Here is a 17,594-nt window from a genome sequence, read left to right on the forward strand (position 1 = left end):
TCATCCGTCTGCATTCCTTTTTCCCATGGAGTTGTTGTCGCACGTATTATTGTTTGCCGTTCGGTACGGGCTATTCGCAAAAGAAAGAGGCATCCTTCTACTATAAGGAGGCCTCTCGCTATACATAGGATGGAAGAAAATCTTAACGGACTTGGTACGTCAATACAGGCGACTCCTGCTCGATCGCCAGCTGCAGCGTCGGATGCGTCTGCAGGTACGGATGAACGGCCACGTACTCTTCGCTACCCGCCTTTGTCTCTCCAATCAGACTGGACAGCACAGCCCGGCGGATCAGCCAGTTTCCAGCCTCGTCTTGCTTAAACAGCGGTTCGACGGCGGGAAAAGCAATCCCGTTTACGACCGTATCCCCGTTTTCCGCTGCCAGCCGGAACCTGTCTACCCCGAGCGAATGCAGCGCCCGGACGGCCTGTGCGGCGTAATCCTCTTCCTGGATATCGGGTGCAAGTCCAAGATGATCCACCTTGGTACGCTTAGGCGTGAAATATTCATGCAGCGTCAGCTTCAAGGCATCCCCGTCGGACAGCGGAACAATTTGCTGGGCGCTGCCCTTTCCGTAGGTTTTGGTCCCGATTAGCTGTGCGATGCCGTGATCGCGCAGAGCTCCCGCCAAAAGCTCCGAGGCCGAGGCCGTTCCTTCATTTACGAGAATGCGGACGGGATAATCGATGTCCCGGCCATTGCGGACCCAAGTCTGCACCTCTACTCCGTTGCGGTTGGTGGTGTGCATGAGCAGGCCTTCCTCCATGAACAAGCTGGCAATGTCCCGCGCCGTGGACAGATAGCCGCCGCTGTTGTCGCGGAGATCGACGACCAAGCCCTTGAGCGGGGGCGACTGCCGCTCCAGCTGGAACAATTTGTCCCGGAACTGGAAGGCAGCTTCGGAGCCGAATGTCTCCAGACTGATGTAGCCGACTTTGCTGCCGGAAAAGAGCTGGCCTTCCACTTCTGGCACAGTGATGGCGGCGCGCTTCAGCTTTACCTGCAGCTCGCGTTTTTCCGCCGGGCGATAAACATGCAGGACGGCTTCTGTTCCTTCTTCGCCGCGAAGCAAGGCGTATGCTTCTTCGGCCGTTTTATCCCGCAAAGAAATCCCGTTTACGCCCTGCAGCTGGTCTCCCTTTTTCAGTTCGGAGGCCGCCGCGGGAGAGTTCGGAATCATTTCTCTGATCAGCATCAAACCGTTTTGGAAGCGGAGACGGAAGCCGAAACCGACTAAATGATTTTCGACCCCGTCCTGAAACTGCTTCAGCTCATCTTTGGTAAAAAACATCGTATGCGGATCTTCCAAAGTGGACAACATGCCTTCAATCGCTGCACGGTTGAGAATTGCATCGTTCAGCTTGGCCTTGGCACTCCACTCAGACAGGCGCCGGGTCAATTCGTCCAGCGTATCGTCTTCGGGGGAGTAGACAAGGGAAACGTTCTTCGCCTCCCTGGCCAGTTTGCTGACCTTCTCCAGTGCCCCCTGAACCAGCTGTTTCTCACTGGGCTTGCTCAGGTGATTGTCCATCACTTGCTGAAAGACTTCAACGGTTGCGACAAAAGGTTCGTCCGCCGCTTGAACCGGTACAGCTGCGGGAGAAACGGCGAGATACAGAGCCATCGCCAAGGAAAGGATTGCCTTCACGGACTTCACGGACTTCACGGACTTCACGGACTTCACAGCCTCCAAAACCTTCCCAGCCTTCACCGGTTTCGCCGATTGAACAGGTCTCATCTTGCCGCCTCCTTTACCGCTTGCGGGATGGATACCCGAACGTCCTTTTGCGTCTGATAGGTTTCGGTCCCTGCGTACGCGACGTATTCCTGGCTGTCGTAGACTTCTTCATAGCGCCATGTATGCCGCAGGATCAAATCGGAATCACGATCGATGTAGTACTTGTTCATATAGACGGGGACTCGCTTGATCTTCCCCCGTCCCAGAGAGGTCTGACTGCCGGCCGCCACAATGCTGTCGCCCGGGATCCACTCTGTGATAATCGCATACTCGCCAAACGTCTGTTTGTAGTAGCGGGCACCGAGGAGACGGGCGCGCTCCGCGTAACTGAGCTGCTCTACGTACTCATGCATGTACTCCATCGAGCTCGTGCGTGATTTTTCCCATTTTCCCTGGTCTTCGTTCCAATCATACTGCAGATCATTTTTCAGATCCGTGTAGCTTTCCCACTTTTCCAGCACCAGCTTTTGCGGCGATTGATAGTACCCTGTCGTCTGCACCGTCTCGCTCTGTCTGTCGATCTTTTGCGAGTATTTCATCAGGTAGCCGCTGAGAACAGCTTCTCCCTCTACCTGATACCCCCGGAGGTTCTCCATTCGATTCATCGCAAAGCTCAGCTGCCGAATCGTAGCAGACTGCTGTTCCAGCGTGGCCAGCTCTTGCGCAAGGAGCCGGATCAGCTGCTGCATCTCCTTTTCGGAACGTTTGGGTTCAAGACCGGCGAGAAACGCTTTGGCTTCCTCAAGCCGCTCTGTCTGCGTGAGATAAAAGACCAGATTGGTCAAAGCGACCGGATGGCGGGACGCGAAGCTGCGGTACCGCTCCAGCGCCTCTTCGAGCTGTCCTGCCTTAACGTTCATCGCTGCCTGATAGACGGCGAGCGCTTCCCACTCGGTCGTCCCCGGCTTGATTTTTTGCTCATACGCGCTCAGCTTGGCCAGCACTTTTTCGTAGATGCCCGGATCATCCGCTTCCATTTGCAAAGCGATGTCATACACATTGGCCGTCAACAGGCGGAGCGTATCCGGCAGGATTACCTTATCCGCAAAGTAAGCGTCAATCGCGAGATAGGCTTGCTCCAAATTATCTTCCAGCGGAGAGCTCGGGTCCCAGCTCAGGTAATAATGGACGCCGACCTTGTTGTCAAAGCCTGCTTCCGCCAGCTTTTGCAGATCGTGAAAGGTCTCTTCATCGTCTTCGTGGTAGCGGATCGCTTCGACTGCATCGACATAGGTCTTGTCGTCCCCCTGCACCTGATCGGTATAGGGGCTGAACAGCGGAAACATCTCGCGAATCTCCGGAACCATCGGAAACTTTTGACCATCGTAATCGAGCAGAGGCAGGATTGTGTCGGTCTGCATAAAATCAATCAGCTTGTCGAAGACTTCCGCGGCCTCTCCCCGCTTGAGCTTGTCAGTCGGTTTGCCGCCAAGCCATCCCCAGCCTGTCACGGTCTTCCACGCCTCGGAATGGCTGGGCTCCATCGTGTAGATGGCGAGAAGTCTCGCCGCTTCCTCACGGGTGATCGGTTTGTTGGGGAGAAACTGGTCTCCGGGGAATATCTCCTGGATCGCCCCCGGACCGTAGAGCCGCTCCAGCAGAACGGAGACGCGCAAGGTCGCTCCATACATCCAATTCAGCCGATCGACGTCGCGGTATGGCAGGTACGGCTCGTCGAAGCCTTCCCCGCGGCCGAATGCCTCACGCTCCGAAAGAAAGGTAAGCGGATAGAGATGCATCTGTCCCAGCTCGAAAAAACGGTCCATCAAGGCGACAAACTCGGCCCGGGTCATCTCCCGGTTTGGGTAAAACTTCGTCACTGAACGGCCAGTGGCAAAAAGGCCGTAATAGGCCCCTTTTAAAATGGAATGGCTCGCCCAATGCTTGCTGATGTCCGAATAGGGCAGGTAGTATTCCTCCGCTTTTGCATGCATCGGAGCAAGCAGGCTACAGACCAGCAGCGCGCATGTCAAGGCTTGTATCTTTTTTTGCACGTAAATCCTCCTACACCAAATTGGCTTTTGCATAGGCTGACACGAGCCACGTGATCGCCGCTGCGCCATCTTTTGCGGGTGTGATCGATCCAGCCACCGCTTTGATCGGGCACGATGGGCCAACCTTTTTCCTATAAGAATTGATACGGATCGGTATGTACGCGGGAAGCAATGACCGCTGTTGCGTAGCCGTTTTCCTGCAAACGCTCGCGCAGATAGGCAGCCAGCTTTTCTTTCATGATTTTCTCGAGATTGTGTCCGGCATCGATAATGAACAAGCCTTCCGCCTGAGCATCATGGGCAGTGTGATAGCCGATGTCTCCGGTGACGAAGACGTCCGCGCCGCGGAACACAGCCTTGGACACGTACGAGCTACCGTCTCCTCCGACGACGGCCACCTTGCGAACCGGCGCTTCCAGATCGCCGATGACCCGCAGTCCCTGGAGAGAAAAACGCTCCTTGATCGTAAGCGCGAGCTGGCGGAGCGTGACTGGCTCGGGGAGCTGTCCGATCCGCCCAATCCCAAGCCCGGCGCCGGTATTTTCCAGTGGAATCAGATCGTAGGCGACCTCCTCATAGGGATGAGCAGCCAGCATCGCCTTGACCACCGCGCCCTGTCTGGAGGCGGGGATAATCGTCTCGATCCGCACCTCTTCGACGCTTTCCAGCTTGCCGGTTTCCCCGATGTGCGGGTCAGCTCCCTCTCGCGGCAGGAAGGTGCCCGTGCCGCTTAATTGGAAGGAGCAGTGGCTGTAATTGCCGATCCAGCCCGCCCCCGCCCCGGCCATCGCCTGAAACACCTGATCCCGATGTGTGGCCGGTACGAACACCACCAGCTTTTTCAAAGCCTCGCGGTAGCTCACATCCAGCATGTCCACTTGTTCCAGGCCAATCGCTTCGGCCAGCCAGTCATTCATGCCGCCGTCCGCCACATCCAGGTTGGTGTGGGCGGTATAGACTGCGATATCGTGTTTCAGCAGTTTTTCGTACAGCCTGCCTGCAGCCTTGTCCGTCCGCAGATTCTTCAGCGGCCGGTAGATCACGGCATGGTGGGCGACGATCAAATCGACTCCCTCTGCGATCGCCTCGTCGACGACCGACTCCAGCACATCCAGTGCGACCATCACTTTCTTCACCTGTTTTTGTAGGGTTCCGACGTGAAGTCCGATTTTATCCCCTTCCAGCGCCATCGCTTTCGGCGCCAGCTTTTCTACGTACGAAATGACGGTTTGTCCGTGTGCAAACATGTGATCACCCCATCTATCCATTCCAGTTCTGCCTCGACCTCGCGGGCTCTCTTTGCCGCTTCCGTTTTTTCCGAGCGGCGCAGCTGATTCAGCACCTTTTGCCACTTTTCGCGCTCCCGCATCCATTTGCGCGCCAAGACGGGAGACTTTTCCTCCCATAAAAACGGGCCGAGGCGAAGCAGTTCCTCCCGCGAACGATCCTTGTTCCGATAGGGAAGCATGGGCTCTCCCCGGTCAGCCACGAGGATCTCGTAAATAATTCCGTCCTCTTCCAATATGGTTTCATTGGACAGCTGCCAGCCGTTTTCCAGCATCCAGCGGCGGACCAGCTCTTCTCCGACATTGGGCTGCAGCACCAGGCGGCTGACGCCCTCCAGCTTGTCCGCTCCTTCCGTCAAAATGGACACAATCAGTTGACCGCCCATCCCGGCGATACAGATGACGTCCACTTCTCCTTTTTGCAGCACGGCGAGGCCGTTTCCCCTGCGCACAGAGATGCGGTCCTCGGCCCCAATCGTATGTACTTGCTTCAAAGCAGCCTGATAGGGCCCTTCATTCAACTCCCCGGCTACCACGAAAGACGCGATGTTTTGTTGAATGAAATAAGAAGCCAATAGCGCGTGATCCGAACCGATGTCGGCCACACGGGCTCCCTCCGGGCAAAAATCGGCAATGGTCTTCAGGCGCTTGGATATCATCCACGATGTCATACGTTCTTTTCCCCTTCCAATGCATCTATTTTACCCTATTTCCCCCTATTTTCCCAATGCAAAAAAACGCGAAAAAGCCCCGTCTTTCGTCAAGACGAGGCAATTTTCCAACCGCCTAACAGCCGATTTCCCGCGCGATGACGTTGCGCAGGATCTCGGAGGTCCCTTCGCCGATTTCCAAGAGACGCGCATCGCGGAAGAACCGCTCCACCTGGTATTCCTTCATATAACCGTAGCCGCCGTGAATCTGGATCGCTTGATGCGTGGCGGCCATCGCAATTTCGGAGGCGTACAGTTTGGCCATAGCCGCTTCCTTGGTGAACTTTCGCTTGTTGTCCTTCAGCCAGGCCGCTTTGTAAACCATATTGCGGGCCAGCTCGATCTGCATCGCCATGTCGGCCAGCTTATGCTGGATCGCCTGAAAACGGGAGAGCGACTGACCGAAGGCTTTCCGCTCGCTCGCGTATTGAAGCGCTTTGTCATACGCAGCCTGCGCAATGCCGACTGCCATCGCACCGATGCCGATCCGCCCGCCATCCAGCGTGATCAAAAACTGCTTGAAGCCCTCGCCTTCTTTTCCGAGCACGGCGTCCTTGGGGATGCGGACGTTGTCGAGTACCAGTTCGGTCGTGTTGGAGCTGTGAAGACCGAGCTTTTCATAATTGTCGATGACCGTGAAGCCGGGAGTGTCCGTGGGGACGATAAAAGCCGTGATCCCCCGCGTCCCCGCCGATTTGTCCGTCACTGCGGTCAAGGCGACGAACTTGGCATAGGAAGCGTTGGTAATAAAGCATTTGGATCCGTTCAGCACCCATTCGTCTCCGTCGAGGACCGCTGTCGTCCGCGTGCCTCCTGCATCCGATCCGGCATTGGGCTCCGTCAGACCGAAGGCGCCCATGCTTTCTCCGCTGCAAATCTTCGTCAGGTACTCCCGCTTCTGCGCCTCCGTGCCGAACATGGCGAGCGGCGCTCCCCCCAGCGAGATATGGGCCGAATAGGTGATGCCCGTCGAGGCACAGGCACGGCTCAGCTCTTCGACTACGATGGCGAAGCTGATGCTGTCCGCGCCGGCACCGCCGTACTCTTCGTCAAAAGGCAGCCCCATCATATTTAATTCCGCCAGTTGCCGGAAAATATCGGTCGGAAATGCTTTTGTCCGGTCTCGTTCGTCCGCTCCCGGTGCCACGACTTCATCCGCAAATGAACGAACCATATTTTTGAGCATTGCCTGTTCGGTAGTCAGATCAAAATTCATTCGTCAACCAGCCCCCTTGTAAGCGCTTTTTCCCAAGTCTTTCGAAGAACGCATGATTCTGACTGAGCGTTTGCTCAGTTTTCCACCACCATTATACACCAAATCCACCCCTGTTGTGTAAGTCTTTTTTGAAAAATCAAGCAAATGAATCAAAAGCGTCCCGCAAGAAAAAGAGCACGCCAGTTAATTGCGCGCTCCGACGATGACCGCTCCCAAAAAAGAAAGAGCTCCCAAAACATAGCCAATATTGTTTGTTTCTATGTTCATCACGATGGCAAATCCTTCAAAACCGAAACAGGCTGCTGCCAGAAGGATTCCCATCAGCACCCACATTTTTTTATTCATATTCGCTCACCCCAGTCTTTGAACTCCCGCGTCCATTGTACCAAGATTGCGGGAAAAAAGGAAAAGCCCCGCCACAGGAGTCTGGAATCTGTCACAATCTGAGCCACTGATACCAGTACCCCCGCGTGAAGAAGAAGAACAGGGAGCTGAGGAAGACCTTGATAAACAACAAGAGCTGGATCAGCTCCTGCCGGGCTGACGGTATGTAGAGAGACTGGACTTCCGCGCCGAAAAAGGCAACCATGCCGCAAGCGGAGAGTACGCCGGCCCACTTGGGATTGTTCTGGTGAACGAGAAAGCCGAGTCCGATCATCAAGCAAGCGATCGGTACCCAGTACAGCTCAGCGCGCCACCAGGAGTATCCGGCTCCGACCCGATCGACCGTCGCTACCCCGTATACCAGCATGAGTGCGAGCAGACCGCAGTAGAGCAGATAGGAAAAGCCAAAGAGAAAGGCGCTGGCGCATAATGACAAGGAAACCATTGTCAAATAGGCAAGCATCATCGGCAGTGGCGCGCCTGTCTGATACAAGATGTAAAACCCGCCCAGCAGCAGCACCACGAATGAAATGCCCAGGAGAAGATGGGTAATCGGCGGCGAAGATTTGCGAAATAGAAATGCCGATAAATAACAAATGACAGAGAAAAAGCCAAAAATGGCAATTTGCATTGGAAGAGTAAAACGGGTAAAATGAAAAGCAAGCAAGATCAATCCGGCGATCAAACAGGCGCCAAACAGCCAGGAGAGGATCATTTTCCCGGAGATGACCGATGCATTGCCTGATACATACGGAGCCGTTGTTTTCATCCCGCTTGCTCCGCCTGATCTGGCAGCCGCCACCTGGCTATGGCCTGCGACCGCGCCCATTGTTTTTTTGCCTGGTGCGGAACCTTCCGGCCGGTCCCCTTCCGTATAGAGATTTAACAGGAAGATGCAGTAATGTTCAGGCAGCAAGTGATTTCGGCGCCAATTTTCAATTTCGGCAATAATAATACGTTTGCGCTGGTCATCCAACGCGGGCCCCTCCTTTACAGTGACGGATGGTTCGCCTGAGATTGGAAAAAGAAAGACCTACGCCGGCGAACGTAGGCCATGTATTTTTTATATCGGTTATTCGAGAAAATCTTTTAAGCGTTTGCTGCGGCTCGGATGGCGGAGTTTGCGAAGCGCTTTGGCTTCGATCTGCCTGATCCGCTCACGCGTAACGCCGAACACCTTCCCCACTTCTTCCAGTGTCCGCGTCCGTCCGTCGTCCAGTCCAAAGCGGAGGCGAAGCACGTTTTCTTCCCGATCCGTCAACGTATCCAGCACGTCCTCCAGCTGCTCTTTCAACAGCTCATATGCAGCTGCGTCAGAGGGCTCCAGCGCATCTTGATCTTCGATAAAATCTCCCAGGTGGGAGTCGTCTTCTTCCCCTATCGGGGTTTCCAGCGAGACGGGCTCCTGTGCGATCTTCATGATTTCCCGCACTTTTTCCGGAGTGAGGTCCATTTTCTCGGCGATCTCTTCCGGGGTGGGTTCGCGCCCCAGCTCCTGCAGCAATTGGCGGGATACGCGAATCAGCTTATTAATCGTCTCCACCATATGCACGGGAATCCGAATGGTACGGGCCTGGTCGGCGATAGCGCGGGTGATGGCCTGACGAATCCACCAAGTGGCATAGGTGCTGAACTTGAATCCCTTCCGATAATCAAACTTCTCAACGGCTTTGATCAAGCCCATATTGCCTTCCTGAATCAAGTCGAGGAACAACATTCCCCGTCCCACGTAGCGCTTGGCAATCGATACAACCAGTCGCAGGTTGGCTTCGGCCAGACGCCGCTTGGCTTCCTCATCTCCCTGTTCGATTCGGTTCGCCAGTTTAATCTCCTCTTCAGCGGAGAGCAGAGGAACGCGGCCGATTTCTTTCAAATACATCCGTACAGGGTCGTTGATCTTGATTCCGGGCGGTACGGAGAGATCGTCGAAGTCGAACTCCTCGTTGTCGTTTTCCTCATCTTTCATGATCATATCGTCCACTTCTTCATCATCATCGCTGTCATTGTTGACCTCGATGCCTTGATCACCCAGATACTCGAAAAACTCATCCATCTGGTCGGAATCCTGTTCAAACCCGGAGATGCGGTCTACAATTTCCTTATAGGACAACGCACCGCGTTTCTTTCCCAATTCAACCAGTTGTTCCTTCACCTGTTCAATGGACACAGCTTCCATATCTGAAGTGATGTTTTGCTTGTTCATCTACTATCCCTCCTTCCCCGGGAATGATCTGATGCTACCCTTCTTTTAAAGCATTTTCCAATTCAAGAATCTTCATCCCTACGACGGCAGCTTGAATTTCCAGTTCTCTTCGCGCTTCCTCGCTGTCTGCTGCGGCTGCTTGCATGTGAAGGCTTCGCTGTTCTTCACGCAACCGCTCCAGCTCGGCGCGCTGCGGGTAGTGATTGACTTGCTTGATGTAGTCCCCGATCTCCTGATCAGATACGTCGTCTCTGCATTCCATCATGGCCAATCCCGAGGCTAGTTGCTTTAACTCTTCGTCTTGCAGGTAATGTATAAACTGTCCCGGATCTTCCGGTAGTCCTTCTGCAAAATATGCGTACAAATAAGCGGCTAATGCATCGTGTTCATCGACTTGAAATGAACCGGTACACTCCGCCTGTACCCGATCAGCAATATGCCGATGGCGCATCATGTAGCCCAGAAGCATGCGCTCGGCTGTATAGTGAGCGGGCGGTAGCGTTTTTGCGAGCGTAACTTTGCCATTATTTATACTATTATTCCATGGTGGCGTTACTTTATCCCTTTGTCGCTCACTTTTTTGCTGTTTGTAAAGTCTCCGTGACTCCCATTTGATCGCATCCAGAGTCAAGGAATGCTCTTCGGCCAGCTGCCGCAAGTACAAGTCACGCTCGACCGGACTATCCAGCTCGTTGACAATCTCGATTGCCTTTTCAATAAATTGCTTCTGGTCGGTCTCATCCTGTATTACGTGTCTGGCCCGCAAATGTTTCAAGCGAAATGCCGTAACCGGCATGGCTTGCAGTAAAACCTGCTGGGAAAATGCATCCGCTCCGTGCTGCCTGATATAATCGTCGGGATCACTTCCCTGAGGCAAAGGAGCTACTCGGACGACCACTCCAGCCTGTTGAAGAAGCTGGATGGCTTTGGCAGTCGCTTCCTGCCCCGCTGCATCGCCGTCATAGCAGAGGATGACGGATTCCGTATTGCGGCGAATCATTCTGGCTTGCTGTTCGGTCAGAGCCGTTCCCAGGGTAGCAATCCCCTGCGGGAAGCCCGCTTGCCATGCAGAAATGACGTCCACATATCCCTCGAAAAGCAATGCCTGTTTCCGCTTGCGAATGAATGGACGGGCACGATGGAGATTGAACAGTGTGGTGCTCTTGTTGAAAAGGGGACTCTCCGGGCTGTTCAGATATTTGGCAGGTGCCGAACCATCCATCGCCCTGCCACCGAAACCGATGACGTTTCCCTGTGAATTGTGAATGGGAAAGATGATGCGCCCGCGAAACCGGTCGAATACCTTGCCGGCTTCGCTTTTGGCAAGCAAGCCCGCCTCCACCATCTGGTCCAGCGAAAACTTCCGGTTTTGCAGAAAGGAGGTGACAAAGTTCCAGGAATCCGGGGCAAATCCGATCTGGAATTCCTCGATCGTCTGTCTCGTTAATCCCCGCTTGACCAGGTACTTCATCGCTTCCTGACCGTATGGCGTCTCCGTCAGGACGTAGTGATAGAGCTTGCTGACCAACTGATGAGCTTCCAGCATGAGCTGTTTGGCTTTCTGTTCCGGATCCGCTTCCACTTCCTGCGCCTGGGGAAGCGCTATGCCTGCCCTCTCGGCCAGCTTGTGGAGAGCTTCCGGAAAGGTTAACTGCTCCATCCTCATTAAAAAGGAAAAGACATCTCCACCTGCCCCGCATCCAAAGCAATGAAAAAATTGTCGCTCCGCATTGACATTAAAGGAGGGTGTCTTTTCCGAGTGGAACGGACACAAGCCTAAATATGCTCGGCCGCTTTTTCGCAGCTGGAGATATTCTCCGATCAAATCTACGATATCTGTAGCGGCACGGACTTGGGTAACAAAATCAGCTGAATTGCCACCAGCCATGTCTTTCCACCTTTTTTTGAGTTTCGCCGCCCGGCCCTGCTGTCTGCCAGCCATAGCCCGGTCTGCGAATGAAATTACGCATGAGGATATTTAGTTCGTCAAAATTCGTCATATTCCTTCTTGGAAATGCTCTTCTTTTCTACTTTTCCACATTTTCATTCGTGGTAAACGCTTGATCATCCCGCTCTATCGGGGGTGATCTCATTTTATTCTACAAAAAGAGGCAAAACCCTCCCTTTGGCCTATTTATTTTCTTTGCGCAGATTGGTTTTCCGTATCATTTCCAGAATGATATTGGCTGTCTCCTCCACGGCTTTATTGGAGACATCGATGACGGGACAGCCTACCCTCTGCATGATTTTCTCGGAATAGGCCAACTCTTCGTTGATTCGGTCGAGATTGGCGTAATTGGCCTGAGCAGTAAGTCCGAGCGCCTTCAGCCTCTCGGTGCGAATGCCGTTGAGCTGCTCCGGGTTGATCGTCAGCCCGATGCAGCGCTCCGGCGGGAGCTGAAACAGCTCTTCCGGCGGTTCTACCTCCGGCACGAGCGGCACATTGGCCACCTTCAGCCGCTTGTTGGCCAGATACATCGACAACGGCGTCTTGGACGTACGGGAGACGCCGATCAGGACGACATCGGCGCGCAGCAGTCCGCGCGGGTCCCGGCCGTCATCGTATTTGACGGCGAATTCAATCGCGTCTACCTTGCGGAAATACTCTTCGTCCAGCCTGCGGACCAGTCCCGGCTTTCCTGTCGGCGGCTCATGCAGGATCTCTTGCAAGGTCGTAAGCAGCGGGCCCATCACATCGATCGTGCGGATGTTGTGCTTTTTCGCCTGTTCGACGATGTACTCCTTCAGCTCGGGGACGACCAGCGTAAAGACGATCATCGCGCTCATTTCCCGTGCCGACGCGATGATTTCGTCGATAGACTCCCGGTCTTCTATGTATGGATACTTCTGCACGTCGATGGAAAAGCGGTCAAACTGGCTGGCCACAGCGCGAACGACCAGCTCCGCTGTCTCGCCAATCGAGTCTGAAACCACGTAGATTAGCTGTCTTTGTTGATCCATAGTATCGCTTCTCCTCCTACACTTTCGGTTCGCTGCCCAATTCTACAAAGGCCTTGGCGATTGTCGTCTTCGTCACACGCCCCATCAGCTCCCACTGCTTGCTGTCCTCTCCTTGTCCCGGCCGAACGACAGGCAGCGAATCAATCTGAAAGTCAATCAGTTTTTTCGCGGCGGAGTACAGGGTTTCCTCAGGCCCGCAGGTTACGATGTTGGGCATCCGGGTCATGATGATTCCTACAGGCACGTCCTCCAGCGTCTTGTTGCCCAGCGACGCGCGCAAAAGGTCTTTCCGGGAGAGAACTCCGGCGAGAAAGCCTTTTTGATTGACGACAAAAAGAGTGCCAACGTCCTCCAGGAACAGCGTCACAATGGCATCGTAGGCAGAAGCGGACTCCGACACGACGATGGGCATCGCTTTGTAGTCTTTGACGAGAAGCTTGTGAAGCCGTTCACTAATGACGGAGCCAGCCGGTCGACCCGCATAAAAATAACCGACGCGAGGTCTGGCTTCCAAATAACCTGACATCGTCAGGATGGATAAGTCCGGGCGAAGTGTAGCACGGGTCAGATTCAGCCTTTCCGCGATCTGCTCACCGGTAATCGGCCCTTCATCCTTCACGATCTGGATAATATGCTCTTGTCGCTTGGTAAGTTCGATGACCAATCACCCCGGTTCTGTCTGGTTACTACCCCTAGTATTACTCTATTCGACGACATTTTCCTTCTTTCCGGGTAAAAAAGGCAGCCTCCGCATCGGCAGCGGAGGCAATGATCAGGAATGTGTCCCTTCTTTTTTTGGCGATCAGGCGAAAACCAGCTTGGCAAAATCAGCATACCCGTTGATCAGGCGGGAGAGCCGGAGCAAGAGGCCCAGACGGTTTTGCCGGACTGCTTGATCCTCTGCCATTACCATCACTTTATCAAAGAAAGCCTGGATTGGTTGGCGCAGAGTTGCCAGCGCAGCCAGCACCCGATCCTGCTCGTCGATGCCGCTGATCTCCTGTTGGACGGAGAGATAAGCCTGATAAAGGGCCCGTTCGACATCTTCCGCAAACAGCGCATCGTCGATCAGGTCGGACTCTGCTTTTTGCGCCAGGTTCGCTACGCGGTTAAACTGTTCCACGGTAAATTTAAACTCATCGGTCTGTACGGCAGCCATCAAAGATTTTGCCTTAGCCACCAGCGTCGGAAGGATATTCCAGTCGGCCGACAGCACCGCGTCGATCACATCGTAGCGAACCTCTGCCTCTTGGAGAACATTTTTCAAACGGAGCGCAAAGAAGTCACGCAGATCCTTTTTCGTCTCTTCGCTCGTCCGCTTGGCGACGCCTTGCTCTTGGTAGGCAGTCAGCGCAGCATCCCACATGCTCTCCAGAGGCAGCGTCCAGCCCTTGTCGAGCAGAATGCTCACGATCCCCGCGGCCATCCGGCGCAGCCCGTACGGGTCCTGGGAGCCGGTCGGCACGATGCCGATGGTGAAGCAGCCGGCGATCGTATCCAGCTTGTCAGCCAGGCTGACGATCGCGCCCGTGTCGGATTCAGGCAGGTGGTCGCCGGTGTGGCGAGGCAGATAATGCTCGAATACGCCGCGCGCGACGGTTTCGCTTTCGCCTGCTTTGCGTGCGTAATCTTCGCCCATGACCCCTTGCAGTTCCGGGAATTCGCCGACCATGTTGGTCACCAGGTCGAACTTGGCGATTTCCGCGATCCGGTCCGCCTGTTTGGCCGCTTCGGCGGTGACACCCAGCTGCGCGGCGATCCAGTCTGCCGTCTTGCGAACGCGGCGAACCTTGTCCCCGATCGTGCCCAGTTCCTCGTGGAAAACAATCGTCTCCAGCCGCTTCAGGCAGCTGTCGATCGAGAGCTTCTGGTCTTCCTCGTAGAAGAAGCGGGCGTCGGACAGACGCGCGCGCAGCACTTTTTCATTCCCTTTGGCAACATTCTGCAGGGCGCGGGCATCCCCGTTGCGCACGGTCACAAAGTGGTTCAGCAATTGGCCGCTTTCGTTCTCCACCGGGAAGTAGCGCTGGTGCTCACGCATCGAGGTGACGAGAACCTCGCGCGGGATGTGCAAAAACGCCGGTTCGAATGTGCCAAACAAGGCTGTCGGGTATTCCACCAGGTGGACGACTTCATCGAGGAGTCCCTGGTCGATCGGGATGCGCCAGCCGTTTTCCGCCTCCAGGCGGCGGATTTGCTCCACGATCAGCTTGCGCCGTTCCTCGGAGCTGACGATCACGTACTGATCCGCCAATTTCGCAGCATACTCCGCCGGCGCTTGCAGCTGGATCTCCTGACTGCCCAGGAAGCGATGGCCTCTGGTCATGCGCGCTGTGCGGACGCCCGCAATCTCCATCTCCACCAGCTCATCGCCGAACAGCGCAACCAGCCAGCGAATCGGACGGACAAATTTCAGCTCATGAGCGCCCCAGCGCATATTTTTCGGGAAGTTCATCGAGACGATGACTTCCGCCAGGGCTGGCAGCAGCGTGCGGGTCTCTTTTCCTGCCTCCTGTTTGCGGGCGTAGACGTACTCGACGCCGTTTACTTCCTTGAAGTAGAGCTGCTCCACATCCACCCCGTTGCTGCGGGCAAAGCCTTGCGCCGCTTTGGACCAGTTGCCTGCTTCGTCCAGCGCGATTTTTTTCGCCGGTCCTTTTGCCTCTTCGTTTTTGTCCGGCTGTTTCTCAGCCAGTCCGTGAATCAAAAGCGCCAGGCGCCGGGGCGTTTCATAGGAATCGATCCGGTCAAACGGAATTCTCTCCGCCTCCAGCCACTTTTCCACCTTTTCCCGCAATTGCAGAGCCGCTCCTGTAATAAAGCGGGCTGGCATCTCTTCCGTACCAATCTCCAGCAGAAAATCTCGTTTACTCATCTGCGCCCACTCCTTCCTGGCTGTCTGTCGTCTTTTTCAGCAATGGGAAGCCCAGTCGTTCGCGCTCGGCCAGATAGGTGTGGGCCACTTCGCGGGAGAGGTTGCGGACCCGCGCGATATAGCCTGTCCGTTCGGTCACGCTGATCGCCCCTCTGGCATCCAGCAGGTTAAAGGTATGCGAGCATTTCAGCACATAATCATAGGCCGGAAAAACCAGATGCTCTTTCATCAGCCGCTTCGCTTCGGCTTCGTAGGTGTTGTACAGGTTGAAGAGCATCTCCGTGTCAGACAGCTCAAACGTATATTTCGAATGCTCGTACTCCGGCTGCAGGAAGACGTCGCCGTAAGTCACGCCGTTTACGTACTCCAGGTCGAATACATTCTCCTTCTCCTGGATGTAGGAGGCCAGCCGCTCCAGTCCGTAGGTAAGCTCGACCGCCACCGGCTTGCACTCCAGTCCGCCGACCTGCTGGAAGTAGGTGAACTGGGTGATTTCCATGCCGTCCAGCCAGACCTCCCAGCCCAGTCCCCATGCCCCGAGGCCGGGATGCTCCCAGTTGTCCTCGACGAAACGGATGTCGTGCTCCAGCGGATCGATGCCGAGCAGGCGCAGGCTCTCCAGGTACAGCTCCTGGATGTTGTCCGGCGACGGCTTCATGATTACCTGAAACTGATGATGCTGGTACAGGCGATTGGGGTTTTCTCCATAACGGCCGTCAGCGGGACGGCGGGATGGCTCTACATAAGCTACATTCCACGGCTCGGGACCGATGGAGCGCAGAAATGTCATCGGATTGAGCGTACCTGCCCCTTTTTCCACGTCATAGGGCTGGACGACGGCACAGTTTTGTTTCGCCCAATAATTCTGCAAGGTCAAAATGATGTCTTGAAAAGTCATGCTCATGGATTCCACCTCCTGTTTTGTTCGGGGCAACCGTGCGGGGCGAAATGCAAAAAACCTCCCGCCGCCTACACTGTTACCCAACAGTGTAGGGACGAGAGGATCTCCCGCGGTTCCACCCTACTTGACGACGCGCCGCACGCATCGTCCTCTTTCCGAATAAAGCGTTGCTCCAGAATGCCGTTCATCAGCGTGGCTACCAGGCTCTCACTATCCCCGGTTCGCTTGGCGGGCGGGCTGCACATGAATCAGATGCAAGCATACCCGATACAACCAGTAGCTGACTACTCCTTTCCTTCAGCACAACGTATGTGAATTGCTATTTATCATAGCGAAAAAGACGGACGATGTCAATCGCCCCCAGAGAGGTTCATCCGCTCCATCTGATCCAGGAAGGAGCGACTCTTCAGATACAAATCCAGATGCTCATCGTAGTAGCGGCGCAGCACATGCTTCAGCTGACTGCGCGTCGAGGGCTTCAGCTCAATCTCTCCCAGCCGCTCCAGATCAAAGACCTGAAACAGCCTGAGCAGCTTCCAGACCGAGGGAGTCACCGCGATCGCATACGGATCGCTCTCCCGGCACGCGGGACAGAGCAGCCCGCCTTGGGAGATGCTGATGACATACGGCTCTTGCTCCCGGCCGCAGCTGGAGCAATCTGTCAAATGGGGCGAGATCCCGGCGACGCGCAGCATTTTCGTCTCGAAGATGCGGCAGAGTATCTCCGCGTCCCGTCCTTCGTCTATGTAATGGAACAGTTGATGCAGCAGCTGAAAGAAGAACGGGTTGGCTTCCTCTTGTTCGGTCAGCCGATCCAACAACTCCGCTATGTATGCGGCATAGGCCGTCGCCATCAAATCCTGGCGAAGGTCGCGAAAGGAATCGACGATCTCCCCTTGCGAAAGATCGGCCATGCCGCTTCCCGGTCCGGTTTTGCAAAGGTAATAGCCGTGCGTAAAAAGTTGGGAGACGGCGCCCAAACGGCTTTTGGCCCGCTTTGCACCGCGAGCCATCATCGCCACCTTGCCCTTCTCCCGGGTAAACAGAGTCACCACCTTGCTGGACTCTCCATAGTCCACGCTGCGGATGACAATTCCTTCCCATTTTACAAGCATGCGTGCGTGTCACCCAATTCCTCCTGGGCGAACTCAAACGGGGCCTCCTCACCGGCTCCCGACGTTTGAAGGTGCTCTCTGTAGAGGAGGTAAGCATGGATATCACCGGTTGAGGCGAAATAACTCCATGAAAAATCTTTGATCAAGGAGCATCATCCTTTCTGTAGTCGGCTAAATCCACTTCCTTCTTAGATTCACCTGCGCCCGTTAT

At 55.0% G+C, this 17,594-nt stretch carries 16 protein-coding genes (1 of these 16 cut by a window edge); all 16 read right to left on the minus strand.

Annotated elements, in window-relative coordinates; genetic code table 11:
• On the minus strand, positions 1-4 hold the start of the coding sequence (locus tag JD108_RS14160) for an alkaline phosphatase family protein (protein WP_198826692.1). 1,475 nt of this gene lie to the left of the window's left edge; the window shows 4 of its 1,479 coding nt (coding positions 1-4); it begins with the start codon at positions 2-4; its stop codon lies off the left edge, out of view.
• Between the two features lie 138 nt (positions 5-142).
• Positions 143-1,738, minus strand: coding sequence for a S41 family peptidase (locus JD108_RS14165; protein WP_228728148.1), 1,596 nt, complete (start codon positions 1,736-1,738; stop codon positions 143-145).
• Positions 1,735-3,732 (minus strand): S-layer homology domain-containing protein, encoded by a 1,998-nt coding sequence (locus JD108_RS14170; RefSeq protein WP_198826693.1) that lies wholly within the window; start codon positions 3,730-3,732, stop codon positions 1,735-1,737. The genes JD108_RS14165 and JD108_RS14170 overlap by 4 nt, the downstream gene beginning before the upstream one ends.
• Positions 3,733-3,863: 131 nt before the next feature.
• Positions 3,864-4,979, minus strand: a complete 1,116-nt coding sequence (locus JD108_RS14175; RefSeq protein WP_198826694.1) for a Nif3-like dinuclear metal center hexameric protein — start codon at positions 4,977-4,979, stop codon at positions 3,864-3,866.
• Complete coding sequence (locus tag JD108_RS14180) at positions 4,943-5,689, minus strand: tRNA (adenine(22)-N(1))-methyltransferase (protein WP_198826695.1); 747 nt, start codon at positions 5,687-5,689, stop codon at positions 4,943-4,945. The genes JD108_RS14175 and JD108_RS14180 overlap by 37 nt, the downstream gene beginning before the upstream one ends.
• Positions 5,690-5,804: 115 nt before the next feature.
• Positions 5,805-6,944 (minus strand): acyl-CoA dehydrogenase, encoded by a 1,140-nt coding sequence (locus JD108_RS14185; protein WP_198826696.1) that lies wholly within the window; start codon positions 6,942-6,944, stop codon positions 5,805-5,807.
• Positions 6,945-7,127: 183 nt separating this feature from the next.
• Positions 7,128-7,289 (minus strand): hypothetical protein, encoded by a 162-nt coding sequence (locus tag JD108_RS14190; RefSeq protein ID WP_198826697.1) that lies wholly within the window; start codon positions 7,287-7,289, stop codon positions 7,128-7,130.
• A gap of 91 nt (positions 7,290-7,380) precedes the next feature.
• Positions 7,381-8,304 (minus strand): hypothetical protein, encoded by a 924-nt coding sequence (locus JD108_RS14195; protein ID WP_198826698.1) that lies wholly within the window; start codon positions 8,302-8,304, stop codon positions 7,381-7,383.
• A gap of 96 nt (positions 8,305-8,400) precedes the next feature.
• Positions 8,401-9,531: an RNA polymerase sigma factor RpoD gene (rpoD, locus tag JD108_RS14200; protein WP_198826699.1), complete on the minus strand. Its 1,131-nt coding sequence runs from the start codon at positions 9,529-9,531 to the stop codon at positions 8,401-8,403.
• Between the two features lie 34 nt (positions 9,532-9,565).
• Positions 9,566-11,419, minus strand: coding sequence for a DNA primase (dnaG, locus tag JD108_RS14205; RefSeq protein ID WP_198826700.1), 1,854 nt, complete (start codon positions 11,417-11,419; stop codon positions 9,566-9,568).
• A gap of 242 nt (positions 11,420-11,661) precedes the next feature.
• Positions 11,662-12,492, minus strand: coding sequence for a pyruvate, water dikinase regulatory protein (locus tag JD108_RS14210; protein WP_198826701.1), 831 nt, complete (start codon positions 12,490-12,492; stop codon positions 11,662-11,664).
• Between the two features lie 16 nt (positions 12,493-12,508).
• Positions 12,509-13,156: a transcriptional regulator CcpN gene (locus tag JD108_RS14215; protein ID WP_198826702.1), complete on the minus strand. Its 648-nt coding sequence runs from the start codon at positions 13,154-13,156 to the stop codon at positions 12,509-12,511.
• A gap of 138 nt (positions 13,157-13,294) precedes the next feature.
• The gene (gene glyS / locus JD108_RS14220; RefSeq protein WP_198826703.1) at positions 13,295-15,367 is read right to left on the minus strand and encodes a glycine--tRNA ligase subunit beta; all 2,073 of its coding nucleotides are present in this window, start codon (positions 15,365-15,367) and stop codon (positions 13,295-13,297) included.
• Positions 15,360-16,271 carry a glycine--tRNA ligase subunit alpha gene (glyQ, locus tag JD108_RS14225; protein ID WP_198826704.1) on the minus strand — a complete coding sequence of 304 codons (912 nt, stop codon included), beginning with the start codon at positions 16,269-16,271 and terminating at the stop codon, positions 15,360-15,362. The genes glyS and glyQ overlap by 8 nt, the downstream gene beginning before the upstream one ends.
• 347 nt (positions 16,272-16,618) lie before the next feature.
• Positions 16,619-17,383 carry a DNA repair protein RecO gene (gene recO, locus JD108_RS14230; RefSeq protein ID WP_198826705.1) on the minus strand — a complete coding sequence of 255 codons (765 nt, stop codon included), beginning with the start codon at positions 17,381-17,383 and terminating at the stop codon, positions 16,619-16,621.
• Entirely contained in the window at positions 17,374-17,529 is a 156-nt protein-coding gene (locus JD108_RS14235; RefSeq protein WP_198826706.1) for a YqzL family protein, read from the minus strand. The genes recO and JD108_RS14235 overlap by 10 nt, the downstream gene beginning before the upstream one ends.
• Between the last annotated feature and the right edge of the window lie 65 nt (positions 17,530-17,594).

It is taken from the genome of Brevibacillus composti, assembly GCF_016406105.1.
In the GTDB taxonomy this organism is placed as follows: Bacteria; Bacillota; Bacilli; order Brevibacillales; family Brevibacillaceae; genus Brevibacillus; species Brevibacillus composti.

Excerpts from the sequence above, each read along its gene's own strand:
- JD108_RS14175 (WP_198826694.1), bottom strand. The coding sequence starts at position 4,979 with ATGTTTGCACACGGACAAACCGTCATTTCGTACGTAGAAAAGCTGGCG.
- glyQ (WP_198826704.1), bottom strand. The coding sequence starts at position 16,271 with ATGAGCATGACTTTTCAAGACATCATTTTGACCTTGCAGAATTATTGG.
- JD108_RS14190 (WP_198826697.1), bottom strand. The coding sequence starts at position 7,289 with ATGAATAAAAAAATGTGGGTGCTGATGGGAATCCTTCTGGCAGCAGCC.
- recO (WP_198826705.1), bottom strand. The coding sequence starts at position 17,383 with ATGCTTGTAAAATGGGAAGGAATTGTCATCCGCAGCGTGGACTATGGA.
- JD108_RS14210 (WP_198826701.1), bottom strand. The coding sequence starts at position 12,492 with ATGGATCAACAAAGACAGCTAATCTACGTGGTTTCAGACTCGATTGGC.
- dnaG (WP_198826700.1), bottom strand. The coding sequence starts at position 11,419 with ATGGCTGGTGGCAATTCAGCTGATTTTGTTACCCAAGTCCGTGCCGCT.
- JD108_RS14165 (WP_228728148.1), bottom strand. The coding sequence starts at position 1,738 with ATGAGACCTGTTCAATCGGCGAAACCGGTGAAGGCTGGGAAGGTTTTG.
- JD108_RS14180 (WP_198826695.1), bottom strand. The coding sequence starts at position 5,689 with ATGACATCGTGGATGATATCCAAGCGCCTGAAGACCATTGCCGATTTT.
- rpoD (WP_198826699.1), bottom strand. The coding sequence starts at position 9,531 with ATGAACAAGCAAAACATCACTTCAGATATGGAAGCTGTGTCCATTGAA.
- JD108_RS14185 (WP_198826696.1), bottom strand. The coding sequence starts at position 6,944 with ATGAATTTTGATCTGACTACCGAACAGGCAATGCTCAAAAATATGGTT.
- glyS (WP_198826703.1), bottom strand. The coding sequence starts at position 15,367 with ATGAGTAAACGAGATTTTCTGCTGGAGATTGGTACGGAAGAGATGCCA.